The sequence below is a fragment of the Sorangium sp. So ce426 genome (assembly GCF_051475585.1).
Lineage (GTDB): Bacteria > Myxococcota_A > Polyangia > Polyangiales > Polyangiaceae > Sorangium > Sorangium cellulosum_B.
In genome coordinates this window covers 4,114,567-4,140,956 of record NZ_CP150341.1, presented here as the reverse complement: position 1 = coordinate 4,140,956, position 26,390 = coordinate 4,114,567, and the positions used below count along the sequence as shown (strand labels likewise).

Genomic DNA, 26,390 nt, shown 5'->3' with positions numbered 1-26,390 from the left:
CTCGGCATCGGCGGGGCCGCGTACCATCGGGCTCGAGCCGCACGTCACTCATTCGAAGCGTGATGGTCCGCCGCGGACTACCGTCCGTTGGGGCCAATGGAGTGGTCAACTCAAACAATGGACCTCACCTGCATTCAGCCTCGCCGTCGCGAAGACACTTGAATACTCGGCATTTCACCTCTCGCGACACGTTCCGTGGGGTCGCGTCTTGTGCAGTCCTCATGGCAGCCGTCCTGAATCTTGTCACACTTGACAGTCATTTTCGCATGCCTCCGCCACATCGACGCAATGCTGCCGACAAGAGCTGCTAAACGAGCCGTGAGCCGCCGCTGCATGGGTCCTCGTCGTAGCCGGTGTGGTTTTGCGGCTGTAGCGGGACATACCCGAAGCCTCCGACGCCGCCGATAGACCCCGACGCCTGCCCCTGGAGCGACGGATTGTTCTTGGTGGGATCTGGGCGTCAAATAGAAAATCGGCGAGTGTTCCGAAGAGACAGGAGTCGACCCGTCCTGGGCGTACGCTGGTGTGCTGATGGTGATGTGATTGGCAGTCTTCGTCAGCCGAGTGGTCGGCGAACAGCACGCGTCCGGAGATCCACGGCGCCGCGGCGATCTCGTTGGACGCTGGCGGCAGCACCGTGCTCGCCGCGCGGTCGAAGCGGGCGAGAGGGGTCGCGCCCACGCTGGCGCACGTGCCCCTCGTCGCGGGCGCCGCGCTCGATCACGGAAGAGGTCAGCAAGCTCGATGCAGACGGGACGCGAATCCTGGGAGTGGATCGCGTCGATGAGATCTCTCCGCGAGCGGCGCTCGTCGGTTGGGTCGGCTCGGGGCCATTCCCGGTAGGGATTCGTGACGGGCGAGATCAGGGCGACTCTTGGTCGTCCCCGTCCTCACCCGGTTCGTCGTCTTCCGGCTCGCCCTCCTCGGACGCGCGGTCCTCCGGCTCGGCCTCCTCCGAGGCGCCGTCTTCCTCGCCCTCCTCGTCTCCTCCGGCGGAGGCGCCGCGGACGACGGGGAAGGGCGCATCGTCCTTCAGCTTCTCAGTGCCCACGTACCAGTACTCCGCCGCGGGGCGCCTTTTGAAGGGCCTCCGCGTGCTCGCAGCAGAGATCGATCGACCGAAACGCTGACGAGAAGAGACTGCGCACGAGACGGCCAGAGTCGCGCAGGAGAGCCGCCGGCGCTGCGCAGGAGGCCGCCGTGGCTGCGAAGGAGAGCCGCCGGCGCTGCGCAGGAGGCCGCCGTGGCCGCGAAGGAGAGCCGCCGGCGCTGCGCAGGAGGCCGCCGTGGCTGCGCAGGAGAGCCGCCGGCGCTGCGCAGGAGGCCGCCGTGGCCGCGAAGGAGAGCCGCCGGCGCTGCGCAGGAGGCCGCCGTGGCTGCGAAGGAGAGCCGCCGGCGCTGCGCAGGAGGCCGCCGTGGCTGCGCAGGAGAGCCGCCGGCGCTGCGCAGGAGGCCGCCGTGGCTGCGCAAGAGAGCCGCCGGCGCTGCGCAGGAGGCCGCCGTGGCTGCGCAAGAGAGCCGCCGGCGCTGCGCAGGAGGCCGGCTGAGCTGCGCAGGAGGCGGCATTCAGTGATAAAGGACACAAAATCGACGTGCAGGAGGCCGGCTGAGCTGCGCAGGAGCCGTGCCCGAGCGCGTTCAGGGCATCAAGCCCGCCCCCCGGCAGTCCCCAACGTGGTCGTGGACGTGGACGTGGACGTGAACGTGGTCGTGGTCGTGGTCGTCAACGATAGGCCGTGAACGACCACGACCACGACCACGTTCACGTCCACGTTGGGGACTGCCGGGGGCGATGACGCGGCGCGACCTGCCGAGAGGGCGCTCCCTCAGACCCCGGCGCCCTCCCGGAGCACGATCGTCACGTGCGACAGCCCTGTCCCGCCGAGGAGCATCGCCTTCACGAGGAACTCGACCATCGTGTCGAGGCACTCGGCGGGCGAGAAGCCCGCCCTCCCCGCCCCGAGCAGCGGCAGCGCCATGCTCCGGAGCTTCATCGTGTCCGCTTGATAAAAGCACCCCTCCAGGAGCCGCAGGATGAGGTCGCGCGTCGGCCTGTAGGTCGCCACGTGATCCCAGTCGAGCGTGATCGCGTGGAACACGAACCGCGCGTTCAACCTGCCAGCGGAGCTGACCACCACCCCGCCGTGCCGCACGGGAATGTACTTGCGCGTCTCCATGTGGCACACGCCGCCGCTCGCGTGGTTCAGGGCGAGCGCCACGCCGCCCGCCATGGTGAGCTGCCCGTCGTCCGCGCTCACGAGCGCGTCGGCCGACACGCCCGCGATGTTCGCGCGCACGATCGAGAGCGTCCTGTCCCCGTGGAACTGGAAGGCCGTCACCGGCCCCGCAGGGCCGCCCGCCAGGAGCGCGGGCCGGAAGCGCTTGTACTGCTCCATGTACACACGGAGCGTCAGATCGTGCGGATCCCCCCAGCGGGTGCTCTGGGCGCCCACGAGGGCGGTGTCGATCTCGTCGAAGGACTGGAAGCGGTCCTTCGGGTCCTTGGCCAGGCAGCGCTCCAGGACGGTCTGCACGTCCTCGTCGAGCTCGGGACGGAGCGCCCGCGGCCGGGCCGGGATGTCCTGCCGGTGCGCGAGCAGGAGCGGCAGGAGCTCCTGCTCCTCGAACGGCCGCTGGCCCGTGGCCGCGTGGTAGAACGACGCGCCATAGCTGTAGATGTCCGCGCGCGTGTCGCTCTCCTGCGGGCTCCACGCCTGCTCGGGCGCCATGTAGAACGGCGTCCCCAGCACGGTGCCCATCGCGGTGAGGGGCTGCTCCCGGAGCGCCGAGGGCCCCGTCGTGGCGGTCAGGCGCGCGAGGCCGAAGTCGGCGACCTTCAGCTCCCCCGACGGCGCGATCAGCATGTTCGACGGCTTCAGGTCGCGGTGCATCACGCCGAGCTCGGTCGCGGCGGCCATCCCCCGCGCCGCATGGAGCATGTAGCGCCGCAGATCGTCGAGCGGCAGCGGCCCGTCCTGGAGCCGCGCGGCCAGCGACGGGCCGCCCACGTACTCCATCACCATGAACGGCGAGCGGCTCGAGAGGAAGCCGAAGTCGTAGCAGCCCACCACGTGCGGCGACTTGATGAGCGCCGAGATGCGCGCCTCGCGCAGCATCCGCTCCCCGGCGTTCGGATCCGTGTGCCCGGTGAGCACCTTGATCGCCACGACCCGCGCGAGCGCGAGGTGGCGCGCGCGGAAGACGGCGCCCATCGAGCCCACGCCGAGCAGCCCCTCCACGCTGTACCGGCCCGCGAGCTCCTTGCCCAGCGTCGACGCGTCGATCATGAACGGACCATCGCTTGCACCAGCGATGATGTTCGGAACCCCGGGCGCCGCGGTCAAGGGGCACGGCGCGCGACGCGCATCAGACGGCGTACGCCGCGGGAGCGCCGGCCTGCGCGCGCTGGCGCGGCGCCTCGCGCAGCCTCGCGATCTCGGCCTCGACGCGGGCCCTGAGGCGCGGATCGTCGGCGAGGCGCCTGACCCAGAGGCGCTTCATGCGCACCCACACGGTGCGCCGGATCGCACGGTCGCCGAGCGCCGCGGCGCCCCCGCTGCGCTCGGTCGCGACGATCAGCCGGGCATAGTCGGCCGCATGCAGCGGGCCACAGACGGCTTCCCACGCGCCGACGTAGGCCGCGTCGAACCTGTCGCGGAGCGCCCGCTCGCGGCGCCTGGCCTCCTCCGCCATCGCGTCCCGCCACCGCCGCTCGGCCTCTGCCCAGCGCGCCTCCGACAGGCCGTGCGCCCTGAGCACGTCGGCGCGGGGGACCGGCTTCTCGGCGAGCTCCGCCGTGACGATCGCGCACCGCTCGAGGCTCACCTCGTCGCCGTCGCCGAGCGGCGGGAGCGACGCGGAGGGCGGCTCGTCCTCGCGCCGGAGGACGTGAAAGAAGCGGGACGCCGCCGGTCGCTCGGGCTCGCGCGCGAGGACGCCCGAGGTCGGCGCGGCGTGGGGCGAAGACTCGACGGGCGGCGGCAACACCTCGGCGGGCGGCGGCGGAGCCTCCTCCAGCGCGAGGGTCGCGAGCCCCATGGACGGGCCCGGCGCCGCTGAAGCGAGCGCGCCAGACCAGGGCGCGCCGGGGATCGGCGCCCTGGGCTCGACGCGCGGCGCCGGCCTCGGGTCGAAGAAGAACGGGATCGCGGGCCGCTCGCCGACGCGCACCCCCTCCTCGCTCGACAGCACGAGCGTCGCGCTCGCGACGGCATCGCTCTGCGGTCGCGCTGGCTCGGGCCGACCCCGCCGCGCCGATCCCGGAGGGGGCGCGAACGGAAGCGCCGGCGCGCGCTCCGCCGCCTCGCCCTGCTCGTCGGAGAGCGCGACCGTCTGCAGCGGCGACGGGCGCTGGATCAGGTCGATGAGCTCGATCTCGTCGCCCGAGAGGTGGATCGTGCGCCCCGGATCCCCGTCCCGCTGGCGCGCCTGGCCGGGCGCGTCCTCGATGTGCACGGTCCCTCGCGGGCCGATCGCGAGCGCATCCGGCGCCGCTCCCGCGGCGCCCGAGGCCCGCCCGGGGCGCAGGTCGGGCCACGCGAGCTCCTCGCCGTCGACCGCGACGCCGGCCGCGATCCGCACGGCCGCGAGGGCGAGGTCGTCGGGGACGGGGACGATCTGACGCCACACGACCGTGCAGCGCTGCTCGGCGCCGTCGATCCGGAGCGTGTCCGCGTTGAGCTCGACGACGTCGCCCCCCGTCGCGGGAGGCGCGGCGAGCCCCTGGATCCGCGCAACGCCGCGCGCTCGGGGCAGGCGCATCTCCAGCCGGCGCGCGGCCGGGTGCAGGTTCTCGAGCACGATCCACTCGTCGCCGCGCAGGTACTCGGTCCGCTGGTCCGGAGGCGCCGCCTGGAAGTACGACCAGTCGAAGCCAGCGGGGATCTCCGCGTTCGGACCCTCGAGCGTCTCGCGCCGGGTCTTGCCGAGCAGCCGCTTGCGCACGGGCCAGGCGCGCGCGATCGGGCCGAGCCCCGCGGGCCGCCCGGGGTCCAGGGGATCGAGGACTTTGGCCTCGCCGTCGCCCGCGTCGATGCCGAAGGGGTTCTCCCACCCGTTCGGGCCGCGCGCTGCCTTCTCGTACACGAGGGGCATCCGCTGGAACGGCTTTTGGTCGCGGACGAGGAGGCGTTTGTCGAGCGCGCAGCCGCCCGCGCCGAAGACGGCGAGCCGCACCGGCAAACGCTCGACATGCGCCCCGTCAGGCGCGTGCGCGTCGCCCGTGAAGAGCACGTCCGCGCGGCCCAGGTAGGGCGCGAGATCGCCGGTGAACCGCACGCTCCGCGCGGGGTTCTTGCCGTGATGGACCTCGGCGCGGAGGATCTCCTGCGGCTCCGTCCGCCACATGGCCGCGCCGGGCGTGAACGCGAAGCTCGCCTTGACGATGATCGTGATGTAGCGCTGGCCCTGCGTGCGCCACGAGACGGCGGCGGCCTCGGCGCCCGGGAGCGACGCCACGGCGTCGGGCGGCAGCGCGCTCACGCCCGCGTCCTCCTGCAGAAGCACCTCGCCACGGCTCGCATCGCGTCACGCATCGCTCAGCGGCCATTGAACCCGCTCGACGTGAACATCGCGTTGCAATCGCGTGATCTGCGTGTGGCGCCGGCGCGGCGGCGAGGGCGTGAGCGGGCGTGGACCGGAGCCGCCGCTCACGCGCCGCACGGGTTCGCCCGGCATGCCCGGACGAAGGCGATCTCGCTCTGCCCCGCCTCGATCCGCTCGATCCACCAGGCGAGCCCCGGGTAGGTGGCCCGGATGAACGCCGCCGCCTCCGCGAAGCGCGCCGTGTCTCCCCGCGCGGCGTAGATCTCGGCGCGGAGCGCGTGGGCCTCCGGCTCGTAGACGCCGCGGAGCACGTCGAGCAGGGCCGGATCCACGTCGCCGAGCGGCTGCGGCCCGTACATCAGGTAACGCAGGATGCGGTCGAAGCGGAGCGGGTCGCCCGGCTCCACGCGGCTCGTGACCGCCGCGCCGCTGTCCGGAGGGAGGCTCGTCCAGCGGCCCCAGGAGCCCGCGCGGGCGGCCTCGGGCGCGAGGCGCCCGAGCTCGCGCTGCTCCTCGGGGCTCGGCGCCGCGAGCTCGATCGGCGCCGGCGCGCTCTCCGCGCGGTCCGGCGGCCCGACGTAGACGATCGCCAGCGTGTACTGCCCGGGATCGAGCCCCGCCGGCAGGTACGACGAGACGTCGATGAGCATGCGCCTGCACTCGCCCGGGCACAGGCGGAACACCGGCGTGCCGTGCTCGGGGAGCACGACCGGCTCGGGCTCGGTCCTCACGACCTCCTCGCCGGTGCCCGCCCGCGCGAGGCGGACGCCGATCGCGCCGGCGTTGCCCGCCCAGCTCGGGCGCGGGAGCCGCAGGATGCAGGCCCGAGGGCGGTCGGCGCACAGCGTGATGGCCACGTGCAGGGGAAAGCCGAGCACATAGCGGCGATCGTGATCGAGCGAACGGAGCACCAGCCCAGGCGGGCCGACCGGGTCCCCGGCGCTCCGCGCGTGTTCATCGGACATGACAGCCCCTCATCTCCATCGAAGTCCCCTGTTGTCCTCGAGGCGCACGCGCCGGGTCTCCTTCACGTGGCGCCCGCACAGGTCGTTGCCGACCCGCCCCTCGGTTCCAGGGATGAGCTCCTGGTCGGCGTCCACCATCCAGTGGGACCGATAGTTCATGCAACACGTCGTCTGGCGCGGCGTCCGGTAATCGAAGTAGCCGCACTTGTGCGGCATTCCGAACGCGTGCGTGAGCTCGTGGACGATGGTGTGGAGCGTGGCTTGCTCATAGCCGCGCCGGGGCCGCGCCCCCTCGGGGTCCCACCACGCCCTGTGATGGGTGAACAGGATGGTCCTGCCGGCGAAGTACCTCGCCGACCCGATGTCGATCGTGGGGCTCATGCCGGCGGTGTAGGAGGCCCCTGGACCCCTCACGTCGGCCTCGACGCGCGCGGGGATGCCGTAGCCCGGGGGCTCCCACGCCCCGTCCCTGCGGCGGGCCCGAGGGAAGAAGAAGAGGCGCCGCTCGTACGCGTGCGCCAGGGACCCGTCGCCCGCGGTGAACTGGCTCTGGATGTCGTGCGGCGCGAGCCAGAGGCGGGTCCGCGGCGGGTCGTCGAGGACTGCCGCGCTCGCGACCGAGAAGCTCATCCGCCAGCCATCCCAGCGGAACGTGACGTGGCTCGCGTCCGGGTGGGCGCCAGGGATCTCCACGTACTCGCCGCGCCGCTCGCCCTCGCCGCCGTCCAGGATCGTGACGCTGCCGGAGAACAGCGGCTCGCCCCGGACCTCGGGCACGGGGTGCGGCTCGAGCGCGGCGATCAGGCAGAACCAGCCAGGTTCCCCGGCGTGCTCGAACTGCTCGCTCACGAAGCGCGAGGCCATCTCGCCGAGCGTGCCCGCGTCGAGCGCCATGTGCTGCAGGTCCTGGATCACGCGCGCCTCGGTGAAGTCGAGCTGGGTGAAGACCGGCTCGAAGTGCTCCGGCGCCTGCTCCACGGGCACCCGGGGCGCGCTCTCCATCCGGATGTACTCGACGTCGATCCGGCGCCAGAGCGTCATGATCCCGGTCTCGTCGCCGGCCGCCTCGGCGACGCCATCGGCGTCGAGCTCGGCGCTCACGATCAGGTTGTCTCCGGCGATATCGGTCATGTGGCGCCGGATCGTGCTCCGCCCCCCCACGATCGCCGTGCTCGCGCTGGTCTCCGTCGCGTCGGACAGCGCATAGCCCTCCACCTCTTCCCAGCCAGGCGCCCTGTCCTGCGATCCCTCGTTGTCGTCTTCGGCCGGGGCCGCATAGCCCCCCGCGGCGTCGTAATCGTTCTCGTCGAGGGTGGCAGCCCAGTCCGGGTGCACCTCCGGCCGCTCATTCGATGGATCGTCTGGATCGCGCGCGCTCCAGCGAATCCGGGCTCCTTCTGGCAGCTCGCCCTCGGAGCCCGTCACCTCGACGGTGATCTCGACGAGCTGCGTATTCTTTGCCCACTGCCCGTCGAGATCTCGGTTGATGTAGACGCGTCCCCGGTTATCGAGGCTCTTGTAACCGGGCTTATATCCAGCCGCCCGCGTCGTCCCCGGCGGCGCCGTGCTGTCGGGAAAGCCCGGCAGATACAGGCCCTTGATGTCGACAATCCGGACCGCGATCATCGCGGCAGAGCATTGCAAATGCCGCGCTCAGCCCGGCCGCCTCCGGGCGTCTCATCTCCCCGCGCGTCCCCGCGCGCGCGCCTTCCGGTTGTCGCTTTCTCCCGGCGCGCGTTCGTGCGTAGACTCCGCGCCCTCATGAGCTTCGAGCCAGTTGCAGGGTTTCGCTTCGGCGCCGTCAGCGCCGGGATCCGGAAAGACGGGCGCATCGACGTCGCGCTCGCGGTGGCCGATCAGCCGGCGATCGTGGCCGGCATGTTCACGCGGAACGTGGTGCGCGCGGCGCCCGTGGACATCGCGATGCAGCGCGTCCGGTCGGGGCGCGCTCGCGCCGTCGTCGCCAACAGCGGGTGCGCGAACGCGTGCACGGGCGAGGCAGGCTGGAAGGCGACGCTCGACACGACGCGCGCCGTCGCCGAGTCCATCGGCGCCGCGGAGGACGAGGTGCTCCCCGCCTCGACCGGCGTGATCGGCGCCGTCCTGCCCGCGCACCGGATCATCGAGCGTGTCCCGGAGCTGTCGGCGCGCCTGTCGCCGAAGGGCTACCTCGATTTCGCCCAGGCGATCTGCACGACCGACCGCTGGCCGAAGCTCGCGCAGCGCAAGCTCGGCGCCGGCGCGACGCTGCTCGGCATCGGCAAGGGCGCCGGGATGATCCACCCCGACGTGGGCCCGCCCCACGCGACGATGCTCGTCTTCCTGTTCACCGACGCCGTGATCGACGCCGGCGAGGCGAGCGACGCGCTGGCGGCCTCGTGCGACGTGACGTTCAACGCGTGCAGCGTCGATGGGGACACCAGCACCAACGACACGGTGCTCCTCCTGTCCTCCGGCGCGTCGCAGCGCCGCGTCTCGCGCGACGAGCTCTCGGCGGGCCTCACCGAGGTGTGCGGCGAGCTCGCGCGCTCGATGGTGGCCGACGGCGAGGGCAGCACGCACGTCGCCGAGATCCGCGTCCGCGGGCTCGCGACCCGCGACGGTGCGCGCGCCGTCGCGCGCACGGTGGCCACGTCGATGCTCGTGAAGACCGCGCTGTTCGGCAAGGACGCGAACTGGGGGCGGCTGCTCGCCGCCGCGGGCCGCGCAGGGGTCCCCTTCGACCCGCGCGAGGCCCAGGTCCTCGTCGGCGGGATCCCGATCGTGCGGAACGGCGCGCCGGTCGGGGCGGAAGCCGAGCTCAAGGCGAACGAGGTGCTCGCGCGCGACACCTATGTCATCGAGATCGTGCTCGGCGGCGGCCCCGGCGACTTCGCGTACCTCACGAGCGATCTCGGGCACGGCTACGTCGACGTGAACGCGGGGTACCGCTCCTGATCCTCACGGGGTGACCGGCCGGGCTGCTCGCAGGGAGCGCCCCCGCGCCTTCGCCCTGACCGGAAGCGCCGGCGCTCCGAGCGCCGGCCGTCCCCCGCCTCACGCCGCGCGACCCCCACGGATCAGTGAACCTCGCGCGACGAGCGCAGGTGAACGCAGGTTCACAAGCGGGTTCACAAAATGAGCGCCTCGTCGGGCTTCCCGGCGCTCCTCTCCTGCCGCCCCGTGGCACGCTGCGTGTTAGCGCGCGTCATGGTAGTCGTGCGGGAAGGCCGCGCTGGTGCCGGCCGCCGCTGGAGGACTTCGATGCTTCTTCATTCCCCCCTTGCGAAGATCCTGGGTCGAGGCGCGCTGTTCCTGATGATCGCCGCGACCGCGACGGGCTGCGGCGGCTGCGGCGATGCGTCGCTCCAGTGCGACCCCGATGGCGAGAACTGTTTCCTCTGCGACGGCTACGGGTGTCGCCCCGTGGAGCCGGACATCGACACCACCAGCAGCGGGGGCTGGGGCGGCGCGGGTCCGGTAGACCCGGGTCAGGGCGGCGCGGGTCAGGGCGGCGCGGGCCAGGGCGGCGCGGGGGGCGCGGAGGTCGAGTGCGACGCGGAGCTCACCACGTGTCCCTGCGACGGTGACGGCGCGTGCGAGGACGGCACGCGGTGCGTCGACGGGCTCTGCATCGCGGCGTGCGAGTTCAGCTACGAGTGCGGCGACGGCAGGGTGTGCGTGAACGGCGAGTGCGCTGATGGCTGCTCCAGCGCCGCGCCCTGCGCGGAGCCCGGCACGCGCTGCGACCGCGGGGTCTGCGTCCCCGACCCCGCGAACCCCGAGTGCGGCGACGCGGCCCCGTGCGAGGGCGGCGCGATCTGCGTCGACGGCGCCTGCTCCACCGGCTGCGCGTCGCACGCGGACTGCGCGCCCGGCGAGGTGTGCAACGCGGCCACCGGCGCGTGCATGGACGACCCCTCGCCTCAGCCCGGCTGCGGTGCCAAGGCCTGCGCGGCGCAGGGCCAGGAGTGCATGGAGGACGGCTACTGCCACTACCCGTGCGAGAACACCCGGGCCTGCCAGCTCATCGACAGCCGCTTCGTCGGCTGCGAGGACGGGTTCTGCAAGACGCGGGAGGAGGTCGCCCCGGAGTGCTCGCTCGACGAGCCTTGCCCCGACGGCGAGAGCTGCATCTCGGGCAAGTGCCTCTGATCCCCCGCACACCTTGACCGTCCGTCACGCGGCGGGTAATCGCCTCCAATGGTCTCCCGCTCTCCCGTCCATCGGCCCGCGCCGCTCTTCGCTCGGATCGCCCGCGCCGCCGCCGTCTCGCTCGCCCTCGCCGTGCCGAGCGTCGCCGCCGCCGAGACCCGGATCGCCGTCGTCGACGTGCAGCACGCCGTCATGCAGACGGAGGACGGCATCCGAGCGCAGGCCACGCTGAAGAAGCTCTTCGACCGGCGGCAGCAGGAGCTCGACGCGAAGCAGACCGAGCTCCAGCGGGCGCGCGAGGACATCGAGAAGCAGTCGCGCGTGCTCTCGCGCGAGTCGCTCCAGAAGCGGATGGAGGACTGGCAGCGCCAGATGGTCGAGCTCCAGACCGTGTTCGTCGACTACAACAAGGAGCTCCAGAAGAAGCAGGGCGAGCTCACCGGGCCCATCCTCAAGAAGATGATGCTCATCGTCGGCAGGATCGCGAAGAAGTCGGGCTACGAGATCATCTTCGACAAGCAAGCGGCCCCGTACGTCCGCGCCGATCTCGATCTGACGGAGCAGATCATCCAGCTCTACAACACCGGCGGCGGCGAGGACGACGCGGGCGGCGACAAGGCAGAGAAGAAGGACGACGCGAAGTAGCGCGCCGCCCGCGCGCTCCACGCTCCACACCGCGGAAAGGAGCCGGCCTTGCCCGAGCGAACCCAAGCGCCCGTCACGCTCGACATCCACCAGATCCTGTCGATCCTGCCGCACCGTTACCCCCTCGTGATGGTCGACCGGGTGACGGAGATCACCGCCAACAAGTGCATCCGCGGCTACAAGTGCGTCGCTTACAACGAGCCCTGGTTCCAGGGGCACTTCCCCCAGCGGCCGATCATGCCCGGGGTGCTGATCCTGGAGTCGCTCACGCAGCTCGGCGGCATCCTCGCCTATGCGTCGGATCCGTTCGACGCCACGTCGAACCTCATGTTCTTCCTCGGCATCGACAAGGCGAAGTTCCGCCACACCGTGACGCCCGGCGACCGGCTCGATCTCTACGCCGAGGTGCTGCACCACCGCTCGAACGTCTGGAAGCTGCGCGGCGAGGCGAGCGTCGACGGGACGCTCTGCGCCGAGGGAGAGATGCTCGCTTCCATCGTCGATCGCGAGCCCTGATCGGGGAGGGAGATCTCGTCATGAGGCCCAGTCCATCGCCGTCGTTCGCCCGAGTCCTCGCGGCCCTCTGCGCCTCGCTCGCGCTCTCGCTCGCAGGCGGCTGCGGCGGCGCCGCGCCCGTCGCTCCGCCGGCGCCCGAGGCGGGCGGCGGCCTGATCGGCTCCGCGGCGCCCGAGCTCGCGGCGGAGGTCGTGAGCGGCGAGGGGCCCTCCACGCTCAAGGACGCGCGCGGCAAGGTGGTGATCGTCGATTTCTGGGCGACCTACTGCCGCCCCTGCAGAAGATCGTTCCCCAGGTACCAGGAGCTCGTCGACCGCTTCGGCGGCGATCTCGCCGTGCTCGCCGTCTCCCTCGACGCCCCCGAGGACGTCTCGACGGAGCAGATCGCGGGGTTCGCGGACGAGGCGGGGGTCAGGTTCAAGATCCTCTGGGACAAGGACCAGAGCGCGGAGAAGGCGTACAAGCCGCGGCGGATGCCGACCGCGTTCGTCGTCGATCGGGACGGCGTCGTGCGCCATGTCCACGCGGGCTACGAGGACGGCGAGACGGACAAGATCTCCCGGGAGATCGAGGCGCTGCTCGGCCCGGCGGCGGCTCCGCCGCCTGCCGGCGGCGGCCGCCGATCCCCTTGAGGCTCCCGAGGAGGCGACGCTCGTCTTGACGACCCCCACCCTGATCCGACGCGTCTCGGTCGAGGCGCTCGACATCCCCCTGCACGAGCCGTTCGGCATCGCCGGCGGCGCGCAGGAGCGCGCGGCGAACCTCCTCGTCACCGTGGAGCTCGCCGACGGGACGCTCGGCTTCGGCGAGGCGGCGCCGCTGCCCGCGTTCAACGGCGAGACGCAGGACGGGTCGCGCGCCGCCGCCGTCTCCCTGCGCGAGGCGGTGGTGGGCTCGGACGCGCGCGCGTGGCGCGCCGTCGCGCGCGCGCTCCGCGAGGCGTCCGGGGGCGGCGCGGGCGCGGCGCGCTGCGCGATCGAGACAGCGATCCTCGACGCGCTCACGAAGCGCGCGGGCATGCCGCTCTGGGCCTTCTTCGGCGGCTCCGGGACGGCGCTCACGACCGACATCACCATCACCACCGGCTCGCCGGAGCGCGCGGAGGAGGCCGCGCGGCGCGCATCGGCCATGGGCTTCCGCGCGCTCAAGGTGAAGGTCGGCGGCCGCCTCGCCGCGTCGGACCCGGCGCGCATCGAGGCGATTTACGCGGCCGCGCCCGGGGCGTCGCTGATCCTCGACGGCAACGGCGGGCTCACGGCGGGCGAGGCGCTCGCGCTCGTCGCGCACGCGCGCCGGCTCGGCGCGGACGTCGCGCTGCTGGAGCAGCCGGTGCCGCGGGACGACTGGGACGGCATGAAGGAGGTCACGCGGCGCGCCGGCGTCGACGTGGCCGCCGACGAGAGCGCCGCCTCCGCGGAGGACGTCCTGCGCGTCGCGGCGGAGCGCGCGGCGACCGTGGTGAACATCAAGCTGATGAAGGGCGGCATCGCCGAGGCGCTCGACATCGCGGCGGTCGCCCGCGCCGCGGGGCTCGGGCTCATGATCGGCGGGATGGTCGAGTCGGTGCTCGCGATGACGGCGTCGGCGTGCCTGGCCGCCGGCCTCGGCGGGTTCTCGTTCGTCGATCTCGACACGCCCCTGTTCCTCGCCGAGAACCCGTTCGACGGCGGCTTCGTCCAGCGAGGCCCGGCGCTCTCCCTCGAGGAGATCCGCGCCGGCCACGGCGTCACCCCGGAGCGCCGCTCTCCAGGGGCGGGCTAGCGGCCGCGTCGTCGACGGCGCCGATCCACGCCGGCACGCCCAGCTGATCGAACGGGCCCCGCAGGTCGTCGGGCAGCGGGGCGGCGAGGCAGAGCGGCGCGCCCGTCTCCGGGTGGGCGACGGCGAGCTCGGCCGCGTGGAGCGCGAGGCGGTGCAGCGCGTACCGCTCGCGGAACAGGCGGTTGTGCTCGCCCTTGCCGTAGTTCACGTCGCCGATGATCGGGTGGCTGATGTGCTTGAGGTGCCTCCGCACCTGGTGCAGGCGGCCCGTGCGCGGGCGCGCCTCGACGACGGCGTAGCGCTCGAGCGCGTGGAGGCGCTCGAAGTCGGTGACGGCCGGCACGCGCGGGCCCCCCTCGCGCCGCGGGATCGGGTGATCGACGCACCCGCGCTCGGGGGGCACGCCGCGCACGAGCGCCAGGTAGCGCTTCCGCGCGAGGCCCTGCTCGAACTGCGCGCAGAGCAGCGCCGCGGCGGCGGAGTCGAGCGCGACGAGCAGGACGCCGCTCGTCGCCCGGTCCAGGCGGTGGACCGGGTAGACCTTCCGGCCCAGCGCGCGCTCGGCGAGGTCGACGAACACGACCGGCGCGTCACCCCAGCCGCGGTGCACGAGCAGCCCGGACGGCTTCGCGAAGGCCGCGACGCGATCGTCCAGGTGGAGCAGGGAGAGCTGCGTCGCGGCCGCGCTCATCCGGTCCCGAGCGCGAGGTACCGCGCGAGCCGCTGGTACAGGGCGGCCGCGAGCTCCGCGTCGTGCTCGCAGACCTCGGCGAAATCGTCCTTGCGGATCCGGATGAGCCGCGTGCGCGCCGCGGCGACGGGCAGATCGCCCTTGCGCCGCGCGCCCACGAGCGACTCCGGGAAGAGCAGCCCGGAGGACCCGACGCGCCGCCCGTCCGGCAGGTTCACGGCGCCGTCGAGCACCAGGTAAGCGACCAGATCGCTGGCGACGTCGCGCGGGATCCGATCCCCCGCGCCGAGCTCCACCTCGACGCCGGCCGCGAGCGCCCCGAGCACCGCCGCGGGGCTCATGCCGGCGAGGAGCGGGCACGCGGAGAGCACCGACAGATCGCGCGAGGACGGGCCGGCGTCGTCCGCGCGCTTGACGAAGCGCTCCTTGATGTCGATGACGATCGCGCTCGCGTTGTCGTGGCCCCCGCGCTCGCGCGCGTGGCCGAGGAGGCCGGCGGCGACCTCCTCGGGCCCGCCCTTCGAGCAGAAGCGGGAGAGCGACGCCTCGCTGTCGATCGCGTTGTGCACCCCGTCGGTGCAGAGGACGATGCGGTCGCCGCGCGAGAGATCGACGAACACGGTGTCGACCGCGACGGTGCCCGCGAGCCCGATCGCGTTCACGAGCGGGTTCCGTTGCGGCTTCCTGGCCGGGGTCGGGTTGCCGGCCGCGCGGAGCGTATCGTAGAGAGCATGGTCCTGGGTGAGCTGGACGGTGGTCGTCGGGCGAACCAGGTACGCGCGGCTGTCGCCCGCGTGGGCGAAGAACGCCCGGCTGTGCGCGAGCACGACGAAATCGAGCGTCGTGCCCATCCCCTGGTAGCTCGGCTCCGCGCGGCGCGCCTCCAGGATGGCCGCGTGCGCGGCCTCGCCCACGCGCCGGAGCAGCGCGAACACCTCGCGCCGCGCCTCGATGTTCGGGTCGGCCACGTACGCGTCGAGGATGGCGGCGGCGGGCGGGCGGAGCACCTCGACGCGCACCGTGTCGACGGCGATCTGAGCCGCGACCTCGCCCGCGGCGTGGCCGCCCATGCCGTCGGCGATGCCGAAGAGGGCGAGCTCGGGGCAACAGAGGATCCGGTCCTCATTGCTCGGGCGGACGAGGCCTACATCGGTCGATGCGGCGAACTCGATGCGATAGTCGAAGCGTGGGAGGATCCGGGACACCGCGACCAGGATAGACACCGTGCGGGCGGCGTCAAAATGGCGCGTCCGTCGACGACCGCGCGGCGGCTCCACGCCCGCTCGCCTGCGTCGGCCGGCGGTCGGCAACGTGACGCGCGCTCGCCCCTGTCCCCGCCGCGAGCGCGCGCCACGGTGCCGCCCCGCTGCCCCCCTCGCGGCGGCGCGCGGCGGGCCTCGCCCTGGCCCCCGCTGACGCGGGCCGGCGCGCCCTGCGCACCGGCCGAGGCGAGGCCGTGCCTCCGGCGGACACACCAGCGTGCAACGCGCACGGATCCACGGTTGGCCCGACTCTCGCGTCTTCGGGGAGCATGCAACTCATCGAGGTGGACGTCGGGCGCTTTCGGCTCGAATTCGGCGGAGGGCTCGGGCTGGAGGTCATCGTCCTGTTCAGCCGCTCGGTGGCCTTCTGGCGCTGGGGCGGCGAGCTCGTTGCGGAGGTCAGCGTCGGCGTGAGCTGAACCGGACAGCCGTCGTCTCGACCCGAGCCCCGCCGGCCACAGCAGATTCGGGGCGCGCAGCGAAAGAGCCCCAGACAAAAAATTCCGGTAGGATTCGGCTCGACCGCATGAGGCCTCGCCGCTGTCTGACATCCACCACGCTCGCTCCTGCCGCGGCTCTGCCGGAGGCCTGCGCAGCGACTCCGCCGTTCACGCTCGAGCTCGGCGGTCCGACGCGGACTGCGGGGCGCGCGATCTCGCGCCGCTCGTGGAGCGCGCGATGACGGTAGAACCGCGGATCGACGTCGCCACGATGCGGCGCGCGCTGTCCACCGCCGAGGCGGTGATGGCGCTGAACCCACCCGAGTCGCCGATGACCGAGGGGTACCGGCTGTTCCGGGTGTCGGGCGGTGACGTCGCGTGGCTGGACCTGCCCGCGAACAGCGGCGCCTATGCCGTCTTCGGCTCGCACCCGCGCTGCGACATGAAGTTCGCGTCGGGCGACGATGTCTGCGTGCGCCACCTGGTCGCGACCTGCTGCAACCTCCCCGACGGCGGCTTCGGGCTGCGGCTCATGGATCTGCAGACCTCGATCCCGTTCTTCGTGGACGACGACGTGCCGCGGCGGTCGATCGTCGTCAGCGGCCCGCTGCTCGTGCGCATCGGCAAGCACGTGGTCGGCGGGCTCCCGGTCGGGCCGCGCGCCTCGTCGAGGGTGCTCGAGGTGAGCTCGTGCGGGATGAGCGAGCCGCCGCGCGGCCTCGAGAGCGTCGCGAGCAAGGCCGTCAGCGAGGGCGCCGCGCCGCCCGCGGCGACCGAGGGCATCACGACCAGCCACCGCTTCGCCCGCGGAGAGATCTCGCACATCACGTCGGTGCGCCCCGTCGCGCACATCGAGGAGATGGTGGCGCCGCGCGCGAAGAGCGGGTACGTGCGGCTCACGCTGCAATCGAGCGAGCGCAGCGCCGCGGTCGAGCTGCCCCAGCAAGCGCTCGACGACGGCGTGCTGCTCGGGCGCGCCGACAACTGCCTGGACCGCGGCCTGCGCGCCGTCCTGAGCACGCACATCTCGCGGACCCACCTGCTGCTCCTGCGGGACGGCGCGGAGATCATGGCCCTCGATCTCTGCTCGACGAACGGGACGAGGTTCGCAGGCCAGAAGGTCCGCCGCGTGATGGTGCCCGCCGAGGGCCTCGCGCTCACGCTCGGCCCCGAGCTCACGCTGATCTGGCACCCGCAGACCTGACGCGGGTCGCCCTCGCGGCGCGGCGGCGCGGCGGCGCGGCGGCGCGCTACGCGAGGAGCTGGCGCGCGATGACGAGGCGCTGGATCTGGCTCGTGCCTTCGTAGATCTGGAGGACCTTCGCGTCGCGCATCATCTTCTCGACGGGGTACTCCTTCACGTAGCCGTTGCCGCCGAACACCTGCACGGCGTCCACGGCGGTCTGCATGGCGCTGTCGGCGCCGTAGGCCTTCGCGAAGCTCGAGACGATCGGGTCGCGCACCCCGTGATCGAGGTTCCACGCGGCCTTCTGGTAGAGCAGGCGCGTCCCCTCGACGCGGATCGCCATCTCCGCGAGCATCCACTGGATGAGCTGGTGGTTGCCGATCGGCTGGCCGAAGGTCTTGCGCTCCTTGGCGTAGGCCACGCACTCGTCGACGCAGCGCCGCATGAGGCCCGTCGCGGCCGCGCCGATGTCGGGGCGGGTCTGGTTGAAGGTCTCCATGGCGAGCTTGAAGCCCTGCCCCTCGGGCGCGAGCAGGTTCTCCTTCGGCACCTTCACGTCGTCGAGGAACACCTGGGCGGTGTCGCTCGCCCGCTGGCCGAGCTTGTCCTCCTTCTTGCCGACGCGGAGGCCGGGCGTGTCGCGGTCGACGATGAACGCCGCGATCCCCTTGTGCCGCAGCTCCGGGTTCGACGTCGCGAAGATCACGTAGTAGCGCGCGTAGCTCGCGTTCGTGATCCAGCACTTCTGCCCGTTCAGCACGTAGTCGTCCCCGTGCTTCGTGAAGCGCGTCTTGAGGCCCGCGACGTCGCTGCCCGCGTCCGGCTCGCTCGTGCAGTAGCTCGCCATGATCGGCTCGGCGGTGAGCATGCCGAGGTACTTCTTCTTCTGATCCTCGCTGCCGGCGAGCTTGATGGGGGTGAGCGCGAGGCCGTTCGCGAGGAAGCTCGTCTGGATCCCGGTGCACCCGTACGAGAGCTCCTCGGCGAGGAGGGCGTTCTCGAGCTCGCCCATCCCCGGGCCGCCGTACTCGGCCGGGCAGGTCGGGTTGACGAGGCCGATGTTCCAGCCCTCCACGAAGACATCCATCGGGAAGTACGATTTCTGATCGCACTCGGCCGCGATCGGGAGGATGCGCTCCTTCGTGAAGCGACGCGCCGTATCGATGAGAGCCTTGTGCTCTTCGCTCACAGAGAAATCGACCACCTTGTGACCTCCGGCTAGTGGGGCGGGGACGGCGCTCACCGGGCCCGCCAGCTCCGCGGGACGAGGGCTTGCGCCCCCGTCACTCCTTCATTCTGCGCCTGCGTCGCTCGAGCTCGGCGCGCACGGCGCGGCTGCCCAGAATGTAGCCGACGATCAGCCCAAGCATCAGCACCACGGGGATGTAGAGCGCGTGCTGCGGGGTCATCTCCCCCAGGTTCGGCATCAGCTCGCCCCCTGGCCCGCTCCAGCCCGCGCCTTCTGCACGGCGGCCTCGAGCGCGTCGATGCGCCGGTCGATCTGCTTCTGCCGGCGCCAGGAGACGAAGACCAGCGCGAAGAGGATGAGCCAGATCGCGGCGTACGCCTCGACCAGCAGCTTCTCTCCGCTCTGCATGTCGTTGCCCCCCTGGACGGGGCGGAACGCCTGCGCTCGGTCGTCCGTCGTGGTGCTCGTCGGCTGCTGCAACGCCGCATGGGAGAACAGGGAATGATTGGTTTTCATGTTGTCAGTCCTCTCCGATGCCGGCTTCGAGGGCCTCTTGCTCGAGCTCCGCGAGCCGCGCGGACGCGAGATCGACGCGGTAACGCGCCCAGACGAGCGCGAGGGTGAGCAGGGTGAACGAGAGGAAGCCGAAGCCGAGCGCCATCTTCATGTCGGGGTGCCCGAGGCCGCCGCCTTTGCCCGTGATGACCGTGGGGTGGTTACCGCCCCACATCTTCACCGAATAATGGATGATCGGCAGGTTGGCCGCGCCGAGGACGCCGAGGGCCGCCGCGAACTTGCGCTCGGCGTCGCTGTCGCCGGTGAAGGCGCGGAGCACGACGTAAGCGATGTAGATAAGCACGCTGAGCAGCGACGTCGTGAGGCGCGGATCCCACGTCCAGTACACGCCCCACGCCTTGGCGGCCCAGAGCGGACCGGTGACGAGGACGATCAGCCCCATCGCCACGGCGACCTCGGCGCCGGCCTTCGCCAGCGAGTCCCAGCGCTGGGTGCCGCGCGCGAGGTAGCCGGCGGAGCCGATGAAGCAGACGGTCGCGCCGATGTACATCGCGTACCCGGCGGGGGCGTGGAAGTAGAAGATCTTCTGCACGATCCCCATCGAGGCCTCGGTCGGCACGACGTACGCCACGAAGTGGAGAGTGCCGATGACGGCGAGGGCCGACGCCGCGAGCAGGACGTAAAACGCGATGCTGGCGCCCGCGGATGCGCCGCTCGTCGCGCGCCGCGCCGCATCACCGTTCGCTGCCAAAGCCACCTTGTGCGGCGCCCGCTCGACGTTGACGTTGGCTCCCATGCTGTCGCGCACCGTACTGCCAAGGACGGTCGCGTTCAAGCCGGGGTGACGCGGAGTCGAGCGGCGCCCGAGCGGCGCCCGAGCGGCGCCCGAGCGGCGCAGCGCGTGCCTCAGCGCGGCCGCCCCCTCGCTCAGGTGCCGTCCGGCGCGATGGCGTCCCAGCCGGTCGCCTTCGCGAGCCGTGACATCGCCATGTCGAGATCCATCGTCGCGTTCAGCTGGTTAAATCGGTTCGTGGCATATGCCTTGGCTGGATCGATGAGATCCTTGTCCGCCATCGTCCCGACGTCGATTCCTTGCTGCACCATCACGAGCCAGCGCTTCCCGTACTTGGCCGCCTTGGTGTACGCGTCGAGCCGCTTCTGGGCCTCCACGACCTCGGCATAGGCGGTCTCGACCTCGGTCGCGACCCCGCCCATGGCGAAGCGCTGCGTCGAGGCCATCTCCTCGAGCTGCGCCTCGGCGGCGCGGATGCGCGCCGATTGCGGCAAGACGTCGAGCTTCCACTGCAGCGCGAGCGCCGCGCTGTAGTGGAAGAAGTTGCCGGGGTCGCTGGTGAACGGGTTCAGCTGATCCGCCACCTCCGGGGCGGCGCTCACCCCGACCTGCAGGGCGATGCCGATGTCGGGGAACAGCTGCGCGCGCGCGAGGCGCACCTGCGCGGACCGCGCGTCGAAGCCGGCGCGCGCCTGCGCGAGCTCCGGCCGGTAGAGGCGCGCGGCGGTCAGGTAACGGGTGACGTGGCCGAGCCGGTGGTTCGGCGGGCGGATCGGGACGTCGGGGATGTCGAGATCCGCGACGCCCGTGTAGAAGCGCAGCCCCGCCAGCGCGACCGAGATGTACTTGTCGACCTCGGCCCCGCGCGCCTCGAGCTCGGCCCCGAAGGTCTGCAGCTTGAGCAGCTCGATGGGATCCCCCTCCTCGCGCTCGACCTGCTCCTCGAGGCGCCGGAGGGCCCTGTCCATCTCGGCCCTCACGTCGACGAGCAGGCTCCGCGAGTCGCGCGCGAGCTGGAGGCCGAAATAGGCCTTGCGGACGTCGAGCCGGACCGCGTCGCGCTCCTTCTCGACGCTCGCCTGGTTCACCCGGACGTTCGCCTCGGCGGCGTCCCAGAGGTTCGTGATCTTCCCGAACGTCCAGAGCGGGACGACGCCGTCGATGGTCACGCGCCAGCCGACCCCGAGGCTCGAGGTGAGCGAGACGTCGGTGTTCGGGCTGAAGACGTTGTTCCCGCGGACGGTCGGCGCGAGCGCGACGCCGCCCGTCAGCTTGAACTGCGAGAACGGGGCGTACCGGGCCTCGTCGAGCTGCGCGCGGACCTGGTCGAGCTTCGCGCGCGCGGCGGCGACGTTCGGGTGATTGCGGTCGGCGAGCGCGAGCACGCCGGGGAGATCGTGGACCGCCGCCGCTCGCCGCGCGGGCGCCCCGCCGGTGTCGGCGGCGGCAGCGGGGAGCGGCGCGAGCCGGACCGCGAGGGAAACGGCGGCGGCAGCAAGGGCAGCTCGTGCAGCGCGTCGGGCCATTTTCGGCGCAACGTAGCACGAGCCGGCCGCGCGCCTCTGCGACGTGCGCGCGCGACGTGCCCGCGCGTCAGCCCGCGCCGCCCTTGCTCGGCCCCGCCCCGTCGCTCTCTCCCTGCGCCGGCTCGTCTCCGCGCGACGCGACCTTTTTCTTCAGCCTCCGGAAGTTCGAGCGATCCATCCCCGCCTGCCGCGCCGCCTCGCTGAGGTTGTTGCCCGTGCGCTCCAGCAGGCGCCCGACGTAGATCTGATCGAACGCGTCGACGGCGCGCTCCTTGGCCTCCGCGTAGGGGAGCTCGCAGAGCTCGGCCGGCAAGACCAGCGCGTCCCTCGGAGGGCGAAGGGGCGGCCCGGGGCGCCCCGACACCGAGGGCGGCAGATCCGCGGGCAAGATCGCCTCGCCGCGCGCGGAGATCACGGCGTGCTCGATGGCGCTCTCGAGCTCGCGCGCGTTGCCCGGCCACGCGTGCTCGCGGAGCAGGCGCGCCGCCTCGGGGCCGATCCGCTTGACGTCGCGCCCGTGCCTGCGCGCGCACCGGTTCAGGAAATGGCTCGCGAGCAGCGCGACGTCCTCCTTGCGCCGCCGGAGCGGCGGCAGCTCGACGACGATGACGCCGAGCCGGTACGCGAGATCCTCCCGGAGCTGGCCGGCGGAGGCGAGCTCGCGGAGGCCTTCGCACGTCGACGCGATCACGCGCACGTCGACGCGGCGCGGCTCACCCCCCGCCCTCGCGATCTCGCCGTGCGTGAGGACCCGGAGCAGCCTGGCCTGGGCCGCGGGCGGCAGCGCCGAGACCTCGTCGAGGAAGAGCGTTCCCTTGTCCGCCGCCTCGATCAGGCCCCCGCGGGCGCGCGCGTCCGGCGAGGCGTCGCCGCCTTCGCCGAAGAGCTCGTCCTCGGCCCGCGACCCCGGCAGCGCGCTGCAGTCGACGGCGACGAACGGCCGCGCGGCGCGCGGGCCGCGCCGGTGGACGGCGCGCGCGACGAGCTCCTTGCCCGTCCCGCGCTCGCCGATCAACAGGAGGGGCGCGGCGACGGCCGCCACGCCGAGCGCCTTCCTGTACGCGTCCTGCATCGCGGCCGAGCTCGTGATCACCTCGCCGAGCTGCTCGTGCTCGTCGACCCGCTCCTCGAGGGCCCGCGCGCGGCCCTCGAGCCGCCGGCGCTCGATCGCGCGCTCGATCGCGATCGAGACCGCGGCCTCCGCGTCGACGGGCTTCGTCACGAACCCGTACGCGCCGGCGCGCACGGCCGCGATCGCGGCGTCGAGGTCGGCGTGGCCGGCCATCACCACGACCTCGACGTCGGGGTACGTGGCCCTGATCCGATCGAGCACCTCGGCGCCGCTCATGCGCGGCATGGCGAGGTCGAGCAGCACCGCCTCGACGCGGGTCGTCGCGAGCAGCCCGAGCGCCGCGGGGCCGTCCTCCGCGGTGAGGACGTCGAAGTCGCGCACGAGCGCGCGCGCCAGGCCGCGGCGCAGGGCCGGCTCGTCGTCGACGAGGAGGATACGGGCGCGATCTGCAGCGTTCACGAGGCGGAGCGGCGGGGCGGGGCTACAGCGGCTTGCGTGAGGCGAAGGGCGGGAGGTCGGTGCCCCGGCGCGTCTGCGGCTCCCTCGGCTCGTCCGTAGCCGTGTGCGCCGTGTGCGCCGCGTGCGTCGCGGCGAAGGCGGGATCGCTGGAGCGGCGGAGCTTGCCCGGCGGCGGCGAGGACTGCGGCTCGCCGCTCGCCGCCGGCGTGTAGATGTGGCCGTGCTGCTGGAAGACGCAGATCCGGTTGCCGCCCTCGCGCTTCGCCTGGTTGAGCGCGCTCTCGGCGGCGCGGATCAGCCCGTCCTTGGAGCGGACGTCGCGCGAGGGGTAGAGCGCGACGCCGATCGATACGCTGCACGGCCTCGCCTCTCCGCCGAACTCGACCGGGTTGCCGGCGGCCTCGCGCCAGATCCGCTCGGCCACCGTCAGCGACCCGGCGAAGTGGGTGCTCGGCAGGACGATGAGGAACTCCTCGCCGCCGTAGCGCGCGACCACGTCCACCTCCCGGACGGAGCGGCGTATCCCGTCGGCCACGCGCCGGATCACGGCGTCGCCGAGCGTGCGCCCCCCGGTCTCGTTCATCACCTTCAGCCGATCGATGTCGACGAGCACGCAGGCGAACGGCTCGTGGTAGCGCTCCGCGCGCTTGAACTCCTCGTTGAGCCGCGTGAAGAGGTAACGGTAGTTGTAGAGCCCCGTCATCTCGTCGTGGATGGAGAGCTGCTCCAGGTAGGCGCGCTGCGCCGCGACCTGGTCGTGCAGCCGCTTGATCCGGAGCATCGCGCCGACCCGCGCGAGGAGCTCCTCCTCCTCGAACGGCTTGCAGACGTAGTCGTCGGCGCCGATCTTGAGCCCCTCGACCCGGTTCGCCGTGTCGCTCTTCACGGTGACCAGCACGACGGGGAGGAACGACTCGGAGGTCATGCTCTTGAGCAGCCTGCACGCCTCGAGGCCGGTGAGCCGGGGCATCACGATGTCGAGGAGCACGAGATCGACCCCTCCCCGCCCGATCAGCTCGATCGCCTCCTGACCGTCGTCGACCGCCTCGACCTGGAAGCCCGCCTTCTGGAGGATGCTCACCAGCATCTGGCGCGCGAGGCGGTCGTCGTCCGCGACGACGATCCTGGCCGGTCGACCGCTCGGGAGCTCGATCGGCGCGGAGAGCGGAGCGCTTCGGAGTTCGTCGCTGTTCGGCACCGGCACATCCTCCCTTCAGCCGGGGCCGGGCGCAACGAGATCGCGCTGCGGCGGACGCCGCCTCGCCGGAGGTCGCGCGCGGTCGCGCGCAATCACGAAGGCAATCGCGGGAGTTGCCCGGGCAAGTCGCCCCCGCCTCGCCGATCTCGCGCGGGCTGCCGTCGCGCTGGTTTCGCGGTAAGGACCCGGCATGACTCAGGCGCGGTTCTGGAAGCTCGCGGCGCTCGCGCTGGCCTTCACGCTCGGCGTGATCCTGTGGGGCGCGTTCGTGCGCGCGACCGGCTCGGGGGCCGGCTGCGGCAGCCACTGGCCGACGTGCAACGGCGACGTCATCCCACGCTCTCCGAGCGCGGCGACCTTCATCGAGTTCACGCACCGCGCCACCTCGGGCGTCGCGTTCCTGCTCGTCGCGCTGCAGCTCGTCTGGGCCTTCGTCGCGTACCCGTCGGGCCACCCCGTGCGCGGCGGCGCGGCCGCGTCGATGCTGTTCATGATCACCGAGGCGGCGGTCGGCGCCGGGATCGTCCTGCTCGAGTACGTCGCGCACGACGCGTCGGCGGCCCGCGCGCTCTGGATGGCCGTGCACCTCATCAACACGTTCCTGCTGGTGGGCGCCATGACCTGCACCCTCTACTGGGCGCGCGGGGGCCGGCGCGTGCGCTTGCGCGGCCAGGGGGTGACGGGCGCGCTGCTCGGCGCCGGGCTCGCTGGGGTCCTGGCGGTGGGCGTGACCGGGGCCATCGCCGCGCTCGGCGACACGCTCTTCGCCGCGGCGTCGCTCCGCGAGGGCCTGGCGCAGGATTTCTCGCCCGCGGCGCACTTCCTGCTGCAGCTGCGCGTGCTGCACCCGACCGTGGCGGCGGCCGTGAGCGTCTACCTCCTCTTCGCCCGCGGCGCCGTCGCTGCCCGGCGCCCCTCGCCCGAGGTCGCGCGGCTCTCGACGGCGATCGGAGCGCTCGTGCTGCTGCAGATCGGCGCGGGGCTCCTCAACCTCTTCCTGCTCGCGCCGGTGTGGATGCAGCTCGTCCACCTCCTGCTCGCCGATCTCCTGTGGATGGTCCTCGTCACGTTCGCCGCGGCGGCGATGTGCGAGTCGACCTCGGCGGTGGACGCGGGCCCGCCCGGGGAGAAGGCCCGGCGGGAGGCGGTCGCCATCTAGTCGCCCTCCTCGTCGCTCCCGGGGTCCTGCGAGATCGTGCGGCGCTCCGAGCGCTTGCGCGCTCCCTCGGCCGGCGCCGCGGAGCGCTGCTCGGGGACGGACGGGGGGAAGTCGACCTGGAGCACCATCCCTTGATCGGTCTCGATCACGCGGTAGGTCGCGTCGGCCTGGGTGCGCAGGTCGATCACCATGTCGAGATCGTTGCCCTGGCCGACGAGCTGCACCTGGGTCACGGGGGTCGCGAAGAACGACGTCACGAGCGGGAAGCGGTTCGTCTGGATCGCCCCCGCGCCCTTCAGCCGGTAGACGAGGCGCCCGGCGGCCTTCGACTCGGCGACGTCGACCTTGCCGCCGTGGATCTGCACGAACACGCGCGAGCCGCCGGTCGGGAGCATGCGGAAGCCGGGGAAGGTGGCGACCGGCCGCCCGGCGAGGCTCGCCTGCGCGTCCTTCTTGGGCTTGCGCGCGCGCCCGGGGCGCTGCGGCGCGCCGGCGCTGCCGCCGCGCGGCTTGTTGACCGCCGGCTGCTGCGGGGCCGCGGCCTTCTCCGGCGCCGCGGGGGCCTTCGGGGCCGGCTGGGCGGTGGCGCCCTGCGCGAGGGCCAGCGACGAGGCGAGGCCGAGGGCCAGCAAGAGGCTCAGCGAGAGGTGCCTGGAAGGTCGCATCCTAGCAGTACAGCACGACCGCCTGGCCCGGCAAAGGCGGCAGCACGGTAAGCTCTGCGTGTGCCGGCCCGCGCTCCACGCTTCTCGCACGTCATCGGCGTCGACGACGCGCCGTTCGCCCGCGACCACCGCGGCGACGTGCAGGTCGTCGGGACCGTTTTTTCGGGGTTGCGCCTCGAGGGCGTCCTCTCCACCCGCGCGAGGCGCGACGGGCGGAACGCCACGCCCGCGATCGCCGCGATGATCCGCGGCTCGCGCTTCTACGCCCAGGCGCAGGTGGTCATGCTCCAGGGCATCGCGGTGGCGGGCTTCAACGTCGTCGATCTCGCGGCGCTGCACGACACCCTCGCCCTGCCGGTCGTGGTGGTGGCGCGGCGCCGCCCGGACCTCGACGCGATCCGCGACGCGCTGCTCTCGCGCGTCCGGGGAGGGCGCCGCAAGTGGGCGCTCATCCAGCGCGCCGGCCCGATGGAGCCGGTCGCGGGCGTGTACGTGCAGCGCGCCGGCATCTCGCTGGACGACGCGAGCGCGCTCATCGCGCGGCTCTCGGTGAACGGCCACCTCCCCGAGCCCCTGCGCGCCGCGCACCTCATCGCCGGCGGGCTGACCACCGGCGAGAGCCGCGGGCGCGCGTAATTTGACGCTGACGAGACGCTGACGAGACGCTGA

General features: G+C 72.6%; 25 protein-coding genes. 10 read left to right on the top strand and 15 right to left on the bottom strand.

Features of this window, described 5'->3' with window-relative positions; translation table 11 throughout:
- Window positions 1-862: 862 nt before the first annotated feature.
- The 5 genes from WMF44_RS15545 to WMF44_RS15525 all read right to left on the bottom strand — a co-directional run bounded on the left by WMF44_RS15545 (window position 863) and on the right by WMF44_RS15525 (window position 8,135).
- Entirely contained in the window at window positions 863-1,051 is a 189-nt protein-coding gene (locus tag WMF44_RS15545; RefSeq protein WP_437299895.1) for a hypothetical protein, read from the bottom strand.
- A 775-nt stretch (window positions 1,052-1,826) separates the two neighbouring features.
- A complete protein-coding gene (locus WMF44_RS15540; RefSeq protein WP_437299894.1) occupies window positions 1,827-3,287 on the bottom strand; it encodes a serine/threonine-protein kinase in 1,461 nt (486 codons plus the stop codon).
- A 79-nt stretch (window positions 3,288-3,366) separates the two neighbouring features.
- Window positions 3,367-5,505 carry a DUF2169 family type VI secretion system accessory protein gene (locus WMF44_RS15535; protein ID WP_437299893.1) on the bottom strand — a complete coding sequence of 713 codons (2,139 nt, stop codon included), beginning with the start codon at window positions 5,503-5,505 and terminating at the stop codon, window positions 3,367-3,369.
- Window positions 5,506-5,648: 143 nt separating this feature from the next.
- Entirely contained in the window at window positions 5,649-6,509 is an 861-nt protein-coding gene (locus WMF44_RS15530; protein WP_437299892.1) for a hypothetical protein, read from the bottom strand.
- A 9-nt stretch (window positions 6,510-6,518) separates the two neighbouring features.
- A complete protein-coding gene (locus tag WMF44_RS15525; RefSeq protein WP_437299891.1) occupies window positions 6,519-8,135 on the bottom strand; it encodes a hypothetical protein in 1,617 nt (538 codons plus the stop codon).
- A gap of 135 nt (window positions 8,136-8,270) precedes the next feature.
- Here WMF44_RS15525 and argJ point away from each other — a divergent pair, with 135 nt between their 5' ends.
- From argJ to WMF44_RS15495, 6 genes are all read left to right on the top strand, one after another.
- On the top strand, window positions 8,271-9,446 hold the full coding sequence (gene argJ / locus WMF44_RS15520) for a bifunctional glutamate N-acetyltransferase/amino-acid acetyltransferase ArgJ (protein WP_437299890.1): 1,176 nt from the start codon (window positions 8,271-8,273) through the stop codon (window positions 9,444-9,446).
- A gap of 306 nt (window positions 9,447-9,752) precedes the next feature.
- Entirely contained in the window at window positions 9,753-10,643 is an 891-nt protein-coding gene (locus WMF44_RS15515) for a hypothetical protein (RefSeq protein ID WP_437299889.1), read from the top strand.
- A 48-nt stretch (window positions 10,644-10,691) separates the two neighbouring features.
- On the top strand, window positions 10,692-11,288 hold the full coding sequence (locus WMF44_RS15510; RefSeq protein WP_437299888.1) for an OmpH family outer membrane protein: 597 nt from the start codon (window positions 10,692-10,694) through the stop codon (window positions 11,286-11,288).
- 48 nt (window positions 11,289-11,336) lie between these two features.
- Entirely contained in the window at window positions 11,337-11,804 is a 468-nt protein-coding gene (gene fabZ, locus WMF44_RS15505; protein ID WP_012235490.1) for a 3-hydroxyacyl-ACP dehydratase FabZ, read from the top strand.
- Window positions 11,805-11,824: 20 nt separating this feature from the next.
- Window positions 11,825-12,436, top strand: a complete 612-nt coding sequence (locus tag WMF44_RS15500; RefSeq protein ID WP_437299887.1) for a TlpA family protein disulfide reductase — start codon at window positions 11,825-11,827, stop codon at window positions 12,434-12,436.
- A gap of 25 nt (window positions 12,437-12,461) precedes the next feature.
- Window positions 12,462-13,565 carry a dipeptide epimerase gene (locus tag WMF44_RS15495; protein WP_437299886.1) on the top strand — a complete coding sequence of 368 codons (1,104 nt, stop codon included), beginning with the start codon at window positions 12,462-12,464 and terminating at the stop codon, window positions 13,563-13,565.
- Here WMF44_RS15495 and WMF44_RS15490 read toward each other — a convergent pair.
- Window positions 13,531-14,256, bottom strand: coding sequence for a pseudouridine synthase (locus WMF44_RS15490; protein WP_437299885.1), 726 nt, complete (start codon window positions 14,254-14,256; stop codon window positions 13,531-13,533). The two genes, WMF44_RS15495 and WMF44_RS15490, sit on opposite strands and share 35 nt — an antisense overlap.
- Entirely contained in the window at window positions 14,253-15,461 is a 1,209-nt protein-coding gene (locus WMF44_RS15485) for a protein phosphatase 2C domain-containing protein (RefSeq protein WP_437299884.1), read from the bottom strand. The genes WMF44_RS15490 and WMF44_RS15485 overlap by 4 nt, the downstream gene beginning before the upstream one ends.
- 326 nt (window positions 15,462-15,787) lie before the next feature.
- On the opposite strand from WMF44_RS15485, the gene WMF44_RS15480 reads away from it, so the two are divergent.
- The gene (locus WMF44_RS15480) at window positions 15,788-15,937 is read left to right on the top strand and encodes a hypothetical protein (protein ID WP_157906681.1); all 150 of its coding nucleotides are present in this window, start codon (window positions 15,788-15,790) and stop codon (window positions 15,935-15,937) included.
- Window positions 15,938-16,196: 259 nt separating this feature from the next.
- Window positions 16,197-17,162 (top strand): FHA domain-containing protein, encoded by a 966-nt coding sequence (locus WMF44_RS15475; protein ID WP_437299883.1) that lies wholly within the window; start codon window positions 16,197-16,199, stop codon window positions 17,160-17,162.
- 46 nt (window positions 17,163-17,208) lie between these two features.
- Here WMF44_RS15475 and WMF44_RS15470 read toward each other — a convergent pair whose 3' ends face one another.
- The 7 genes from WMF44_RS15470 to WMF44_RS15440 all read right to left on the bottom strand — a co-directional run bounded on the left by WMF44_RS15470 (window position 17,209) and on the right by WMF44_RS15440 (window position 23,897).
- Window positions 17,209-18,348, bottom strand: coding sequence for an acyl-CoA dehydrogenase family protein (locus WMF44_RS15470; protein ID WP_437299882.1), 1,140 nt, complete (start codon window positions 18,346-18,348; stop codon window positions 17,209-17,211).
- A gap of 79 nt (window positions 18,349-18,427) precedes the next feature.
- Window positions 18,428-18,571, bottom strand: coding sequence for a hypothetical protein (locus WMF44_RS15465; RefSeq protein ID WP_012235483.1), 144 nt, complete (start codon window positions 18,569-18,571; stop codon window positions 18,428-18,430).
- Window positions 18,571-18,849 (bottom strand): CcmD family protein, encoded by a 279-nt coding sequence (locus tag WMF44_RS15460; protein ID WP_437299881.1) that lies wholly within the window; start codon window positions 18,847-18,849, stop codon window positions 18,571-18,573. Before WMF44_RS15460 ends, WMF44_RS15465 begins: the two co-directional genes overlap by 1 nt.
- Window positions 18,850-18,853: 4 nt before the next feature.
- Window positions 18,854-19,645 (bottom strand): cytochrome c biogenesis protein, encoded by a 792-nt coding sequence (locus tag WMF44_RS15455; protein ID WP_012235481.1) that lies wholly within the window; start codon window positions 19,643-19,645, stop codon window positions 18,854-18,856.
- Between the two features lie 131 nt (window positions 19,646-19,776).
- Window positions 19,777-21,168: a TolC family protein gene (locus tag WMF44_RS15450; RefSeq protein WP_437299880.1), complete on the bottom strand. Its 1,392-nt coding sequence runs from the start codon at window positions 21,166-21,168 to the stop codon at window positions 19,777-19,779.
- A gap of 67 nt (window positions 21,169-21,235) precedes the next feature.
- Window positions 21,236-22,699 (bottom strand): sigma-54-dependent transcriptional regulator, encoded by a 1,464-nt coding sequence (locus WMF44_RS15445; RefSeq protein WP_437299879.1) that lies wholly within the window; start codon window positions 22,697-22,699, stop codon window positions 21,236-21,238.
- A 22-nt stretch (window positions 22,700-22,721) separates the two neighbouring features.
- Window positions 22,722-23,897, bottom strand: a complete 1,176-nt coding sequence (locus tag WMF44_RS15440) for a diguanylate cyclase (protein ID WP_437299878.1) — start codon at window positions 23,895-23,897, stop codon at window positions 22,722-22,724.
- A gap of 190 nt (window positions 23,898-24,087) precedes the next feature.
- On the opposite strand from WMF44_RS15440, the gene WMF44_RS15435 reads away from it, so the two are divergent.
- The gene (locus tag WMF44_RS15435) at window positions 24,088-25,056 is read left to right on the top strand and encodes a COX15/CtaA family protein (RefSeq protein WP_437299877.1); all 969 of its coding nucleotides are present in this window, start codon (window positions 24,088-24,090) and stop codon (window positions 25,054-25,056) included.
- On the opposite strand, the gene WMF44_RS15430 is transcribed toward WMF44_RS15435, so the two are convergent.
- Window positions 25,053-25,721, bottom strand: a complete 669-nt coding sequence (locus WMF44_RS15430) for an AMIN domain-containing protein (protein WP_437299876.1) — start codon at window positions 25,719-25,721, stop codon at window positions 25,053-25,055. The two genes, WMF44_RS15435 and WMF44_RS15430, sit on opposite strands and share 4 nt — an antisense overlap.
- Window positions 25,722-25,781: 60 nt before the next feature.
- Here WMF44_RS15430 and WMF44_RS15425 point away from each other — a divergent pair, with 60 nt between their 5' ends.
- Window positions 25,782-26,357 carry a DUF99 family protein gene (locus tag WMF44_RS15425; protein ID WP_437299875.1) on the top strand — a complete coding sequence of 192 codons (576 nt, stop codon included), beginning with the start codon at window positions 25,782-25,784 and terminating at the stop codon, window positions 26,355-26,357.
- The last annotated feature ends 33 nt before the right edge of the window (window positions 26,358-26,390 follow it).